Below are 6,124 nucleotides of genomic sequence, written 5' to 3'. Positions count from 1 at the left end.
TACTTACTATCTTTTTTAATATTTAAACTATTCTAATTAATACTATTTACTTTCTAGCTGACTTTTTTTATTTTGGATTTAGAGAATTCGCTCATTTCACATTAATTCCTAAATTTATTAAAGGAGGATATACCATATGGAAGTTAAACCTTTAGTTTCAAGCACAAATCCATCACTTCGATCAATTAGAAAAGCTAGTAAGCAGGAGAGATGGAGACAAGTTATTTTTGCCATCACTTCTAATCGAGCTGCATTATTTGGTGGCATTATTATTATCTTTTATTTAATCATGACTCTTTTTGCTCCATTTCTAGCTCCTTACGACCCCTACGTCATTCAGCTTGAAAACAAGCTGCAGCCTCCGAACATTGAGCATTGGATGGGTACCGATGATAAGGGACGTGATATTCTAAGCCGAATCCTTTATGGTTCAAGATTATCGATGGGTGTAGGGATTTCCTCTGTACTATTTGGAGCTATCTTTGGAATTACATTGGGGCTTCTTGCAGGTTACTACGGAAAGTGGGTAGATAATATTATTTGCCGAGTTCTTGATGTAATGCTAGCTTTTCCAGGTATTTTACTTGCTCTTGCAATCATCAGTGCTTTAGGACCTAGTTTAATTAACGTAACAATTGCAGTTGGTGTTTTTTCTATTCCTTTATTTGCTCGAATCGTTCGCGGTTCAACTATGGAAGTAAAAAAGCTGGAATACATTGAAGCGATCCGTGTACTAGGCGCAAATGATGCCATCATAATTTTCAGACACATACTTCCGAATATACTATCCCCTATAATCGTTCAAGGTACATTACGATTAGCGACAGCCATTTTATCAGCTGCTGGGTTATCGTTTTTAGGTCTTGGTGCACAACCTCCTTCTCCGGAGTGGGGAACTATGCTTTCAAGTGGACGTGACTTTCTTTTCAGTGCTCCATATATGGCGATTTTTCCTGGTTTAGTCATCTCAATTCTAGTATTAGGGTTTAATCTTTTTGGTGATGGATTACGTGACGCTCTGGACCCACGAATGAAAAAATAAACTCATGAAAGGTGAGGTTTTATGTTATTTTTCGTATCAAAACGCTTACTGCAAATTATCCCGGTTATATTTGGTGTAACGCTTGTTGTATTTCTCATTATGCAAATGGTCCCTGGGGATCCGGCTGCGATTTTGGCAGGCGAAGGTGCATCAAAAGAAACAATTGAACAATATCGTAAGGACCTTGGTTTAGACCTTCCTCTACATGAACAGTACATAAACTATATTGTTAATGTGTTTCAAGGCGATTTAGGACATTCTATTAAAAATAAGCAACCAGTTCTTAATGAAATTATGCAACGGTTACCAATTACAATAGAATTAGCCTTTTTCAGTATTTTAATCACCATCGTTCTTGGTATGGCCGCTGGGATTATTTCAGCAATAAAACCTTATTCCCTTATGGACTTTTTGGTCATGTTAATTGCACTACTTGGAATTTCATTACCTAGCTTCTTTTTTGGTTTAGTTATGATGTATGTATTTTCTATTAAACTACAAATTTTACCGGTAGCTGGATGGGATAGTATTTTGCATATAATATTGCCAGCTATTTCTCTTGGAGTTGGCGGTGCAGCCATCGTTGCTCGTATGACCCGCTCGACTATGCTTGATGTCGTAAGTCAAGATTATATTCGTACAGCACGTGCCAAAGGAGTAAAGGAATACGTAATTATTTACAGGCATGCATTACGGAATGCACTTATTCCAGTTATTACAGTTGTTGGACTTCAGTTTGGTTCGCTCCTAGGCGGTACTGTTTTAATTGAATCTGTTTTCGCAATAAATGGACTTGGTCGAATGATTGTCGATTCAATAAGGACAAGAGATCTTCCTATGGTTCAAGGTGGAATACTTGTAGCCTCAATTATCTTTGTCATCGTAAATTTATTTGTAGATATCCTATATCGATTTTTTAACAAAAGAATTGAACTTAATTAGAGGAGGAACATATGGATAAGGAAGTTATTTTAGAAGTTAAAGGTCTAAAAACACATTTTCATACATCAAAAGGTGTAGCTAAAGCAGTTGACGGGATCGACTTTGTTCTGCGCAAGGGAGAGACTATGGGCATTGTAGGAGAGTCGGGGAGTGGAAAATCGATTACCTCACTCTCTATACTAAGACTTATTCCCACTCCTCCTGGAAAAATTGTAGCTGGAGAGATCTTATTAAAAGGCAGAAACCTTGTAACAATGCCAACTTCGGAATTACGAAAAATACGAGGAAATCAAATCTCAATGATTTTTCAAGAACCAATGACAAGTCTAAACCCAGTTATTCCAATAGGAAGTCAAATTTCAGAGGCAATTCAACTTCATCAGAAATTGAATAAAAAGCAAGCAAAAGCAAAAGCATTAGAACTACTTGAACTTGTCGGTATACCTTCGCCTGAAAAAAGAGTTAAGCAGGAACCTTTTCTATTAAGTGGGGGAATGCGCCAACGTGTCATGATTGCTATGGCTCTAGCTTGTACACCCGAGGTCTTAATCGCAGATGAACCCACCACAGCACTCGATGTAACAATACAAGCGCAGATTTTAGATCTAATGAAAAAGCTTCAAAACCAAATAGGAATGAGCATTATTTTCATTACACATGATTTAGGTGTTGTCGCAGAAGTTTGTGACAAAGTAGCAGTCATGTACGCAGGTCAAATTATAGAAAATCGATCGACAAAAACAATTTTCAAAAATCCTTTACACCCATATACACAGGGTCTTATCCGATCCTTACCTAAAATTCATGAAGAACAAGAGGAATTAGAAACGATTGAAGGAACTGTTCCAAGCCCATACAGCTTTCCAGAGGGGTGCCGTTTTGCAGATCGCTGTCCTTACGTTAAAGAGATTTGCAGGAACAGTTTGCCTGAATTAATCAATATTGGAGATGAAGAACAAATTCGGTGCTGGATGTATGATCCAGAGTGGGAACTCTCATCTAATGAAAAGCAGGTGTCAGTATGATTTCAGATATTGAAAAATCAAAAGAACCTTTACTTAATGTACAAAATTTAAAACAATACTTTCCTCTTAAAAAGGACTCTTTTTTTCAGCAAAAGCAAGTTGTTAAAGCAGTTGATGATATATCCTTTCATGTAATGGAGGGAGAAACTTTAAGTATTGTCGGAGAATCCGGATGCGGGAAATCTACAACAGGTCGTTCAATTCTCCGACTTGATGAACCTACAGAAGGAAAGGTTATTTTTCAAAACCGTTCATTGACTTCTCTCTCTAAACGGGAATTGCGCCAAATAAGGGGTGATATCCAAATCATTTTCCAAGATCCATATGCATCTTTAAATCCTAGAAGAAGTATTCGTCAAATACTAAGTGAGGCAATGACAATTCAAAAAGTACTCCCCAAAAATCAACAAGAAGAACGCTTACTCGAATTAATGAGTTTAGTTGGTTTAAGGCCAGAATCTCTTGAAAGATATCCTCATGAATTTTCGGGGGGGCAACGCCAACGCATTGGCATCGCACGCGCACTATCAGTCAATCCGAAAATGATTATTTGCGATGAATCAGTCTCAGCACTTGATGTATCAATACAAGCCCAAATCTTAAATTTACTAAAAAAGCTTCAGCGGGAGTTAAAATTAACTTATTTGTTTATTTCTCATGATTTAAGTGTTGTTCATCATATCTCGGATCGGGTAATGGTTATGTATCTTGGGAAAATAGTGGAGCTAGCAGATAAGAAAACCCTCTTCTCTAATCCTTCACATCCCTATACAAAGGCACTGCTTTCATCAATACCTGTGCCTAATACAGAAAGTAAGCGAGAAAGAATAATATTGTCAGGCGATATACCTTCGCCTATAGACCCTCCACCAGGTTGTCGCTTCCAAACCCGCTGCCCCTTTGCAACTGAGCGCTGCAGCAACGAAGAGCCTAGCCTGAGGTTAATAAGCAATAAACAATTAGTGGCATGTCATTATGCATAAATTTTTCTTCGTCATTATTCTAAATAACGAGAAAATTTACAAAAACCGCTTTCTTTTTTAGTAGAAAGCGGTAAAATGTTTATATCTTTCCTTGAAATGAGTGATATGCATGCTAAGTTTAGATGATTTTTCACTTTATATTATGCTTTGCATCTTATCTCCATTATTAGGAGCCTTTACTCTTTCCTTTATAATGATTTTTGAGAAAAGGTTTGACATCCTGCAAAAAGAAGCAAGTCTAATATCACTTGAAAAAGAACTCAAGTCGGCACAATATTATCAACTAAACCAGCAAATTCAGCCTCACTTTTTCTTCAATGCACTAAATACCATTTTAAGCCTTGCCCGACTTGATAGGAAAGAAGATCTTGTTCACTCTATTGAAGTTCTATCAAAATATTTTAAATATAAATATAAGACGAATCGTTCACTTATTCCACTAATAGATGAGCTTCAATACATGAATGATTATTTAACTATTCAAAACCTGCGCTTTGGTTCAAGACTAACCGTCAAACAAAAGATTGACGAGAGTTGCTTAATAGCCATGTCACCACCTTTTCTTCTGCAAACACTCGTAGAAAACTGTTTTAAACACGGAATCGAAAAAAACAGTGGGTCTTCAGAGCTAATTATTAAAATAAATAAAATTGAAGATTGTGTTTTTGTAGAGGTTTGGAATAGCGGAAGTTTTTTATCAGATATACAAACATCAAGCAATAGCGGCTATGGTCTTAATAATATAAAGAAAAGGCTAAAATTACTATTTCCAACGGAAAAAGTTTCTTTAAATCTTATTGAAAAAAACCACGGAACATCAGCAATAGTAAGTTGGCCAATGAAAACAGATGATAACACAGAGTAAGCAAACAAGGAGGTTTTAATAATGAATGTGCTTTTAGTCGATGACGAGCCTCTAGAATTAGAACAGCTTGAATATTTAATAATGCCACACTTTCCTCATTGGAGTTTCTATAAAGCCCAGGATGCTTCTCAAGCTCTTAGTATTGCACAAAAACACAAAATCACATTATCTTTTTTAGACATTCATCTACCAGGTAAGTCTGGCTTGGAACTAGCTGCTGAATTAAAACAAAATTACACCATGGCAATTATTATGGTTACTGCCTTTCAAACATTTTCATATGCACAAACTGCCATTCGTCTTGGAGTGAACGATTATATTACGAAGCCTGTTATTGAGTCAGAGCTGCTTTCTATTCTCAATCCTTTCAAAAAATTATCTGCTCAATCGAGTATTATTCAACAAGTCATTACTATCATTCAAAAAGAGTATGATAGTAAGTTATCACTTGACTATATTGGTTCAAAAATACATCTTAACCCTACCTACTTAAGTAGAAAGTTTCACAAGGAAATGGGAATGAGCTTTACTGATTATTTACATACCTTCCGCATTGAAATTGCTAAAAAATATTTAATAGAACAAAAAGATTGGAGTATATCAGTCATATCGGAAAAATGCGGTTTTAACAGTCAACACTATTTTAGTTCATCATTTAATAAACTAACAGGTTCATCACCGAGAGACTTTCGAAATAAAGGGAAAAATAAATGAAACTATATTCACACTATATTAGCGGTTCACTAAAGTTTGGACTCTCTTTGGGAGTTGTAAGCTTACTTGCAAGATGGGCTACTGGAAATTCAATTGTAACATCTCCTGAAACCCTTGTTAAATTTGGATTAGTTGGCGGAATTGGTTTTTCAGTTATGGGGGCTTTCACCTTCTTTATATTTGGAATTATTGCTCAGCGAATACGTATTAACTTTCCACAGCATGAAACTATAGGTGATTTTCTTAAAGATCGAATAAAACCATCAGGCTCATCAGCCCTATTATGGATGATAATCTTTCTTGGATTTGATTCATTATTTGTACAATCAATAGGTATTGGAATTTTTCTAAACATTTTATTTGAAATCCCAGTGAATATTGGTCTTTTTTTCTTTTTATTTTATTGTTTCATTCATGCTGGGCTTGGAGGAATGAAATGGATACAAAGGTTTGAAGGAATTAATATTATTTTTATCTTTACAGGTATTATTTTTTTACCTGTTTACTTTTTCATTCTAGAAGGTGTTTTTCCAATTTATAATGGGATTCGCTT

General features: G+C 35.7%; 6 protein-coding genes and 1 pseudogene. All 7 read left to right on the top strand.

Features of this window, described 5'->3' with window-relative positions; translation table 11 throughout:
- The first annotated feature begins 136 nt into the window (after positions 1-136).
- A complete protein-coding gene (locus tag V7164_RS25030) occupies positions 137-1,042 on the top strand; it encodes an ABC transporter permease (RefSeq protein ID WP_335355575.1) in 906 nt (301 codons plus the stop codon).
- A 21-nt stretch (positions 1,043-1,063) separates the two neighbouring features.
- Positions 1,064-1,984 carry an ABC transporter permease gene (locus tag V7164_RS25025; RefSeq protein ID WP_335355574.1) on the top strand — a complete coding sequence of 307 codons (921 nt, stop codon included), beginning with the start codon at positions 1,064-1,066 and terminating at the stop codon, positions 1,982-1,984.
- Positions 1,985-1,995: 11 nt separating this feature from the next.
- Positions 1,996-3,009, top strand: coding sequence for an ABC transporter ATP-binding protein (locus V7164_RS25020; protein WP_335355573.1), 1,014 nt, complete (start codon positions 1,996-1,998; stop codon positions 3,007-3,009).
- Positions 3,006-3,992, top strand: coding sequence for an ABC transporter ATP-binding protein (locus V7164_RS25015; RefSeq protein ID WP_335346900.1), 987 nt, complete (start codon positions 3,006-3,008; stop codon positions 3,990-3,992). Before V7164_RS25020 ends, V7164_RS25015 begins: the two co-directional genes overlap by 4 nt.
- Positions 3,993-4,101: 109 nt before the next feature.
- Positions 4,102-4,857: a sensor histidine kinase gene (locus tag V7164_RS25010; RefSeq protein WP_335346901.1), complete on the top strand. Its 756-nt coding sequence runs from the start codon at positions 4,102-4,104 to the stop codon at positions 4,855-4,857.
- A gap of 21 nt (positions 4,858-4,878) precedes the next feature.
- Positions 4,879-5,571: a response regulator transcription factor gene (locus V7164_RS25005; protein WP_335355572.1), complete on the top strand. Its 693-nt coding sequence runs from the start codon at positions 4,879-4,881 to the stop codon at positions 5,569-5,571.
- Positions 5,568-6,124, top strand: a pseudogene (locus tag V7164_RS25000) (hypothetical protein); the annotation flags it as partial. The gene V7164_RS25005 and the pseudogene V7164_RS25000, both read left to right, overlap by 4 nt.

This window comes from Bacillus sp. JJ1474 (assembly GCF_036965225.1).
Lineage (GTDB): Bacteria > Bacillota > Bacilli > Bacillales > Cytobacillaceae > Cytobacillus.
The sequence above is the reverse complement of the archived record's forward strand: the minus strand, read 5'-3'. Positions and strand labels throughout refer to the sequence as shown.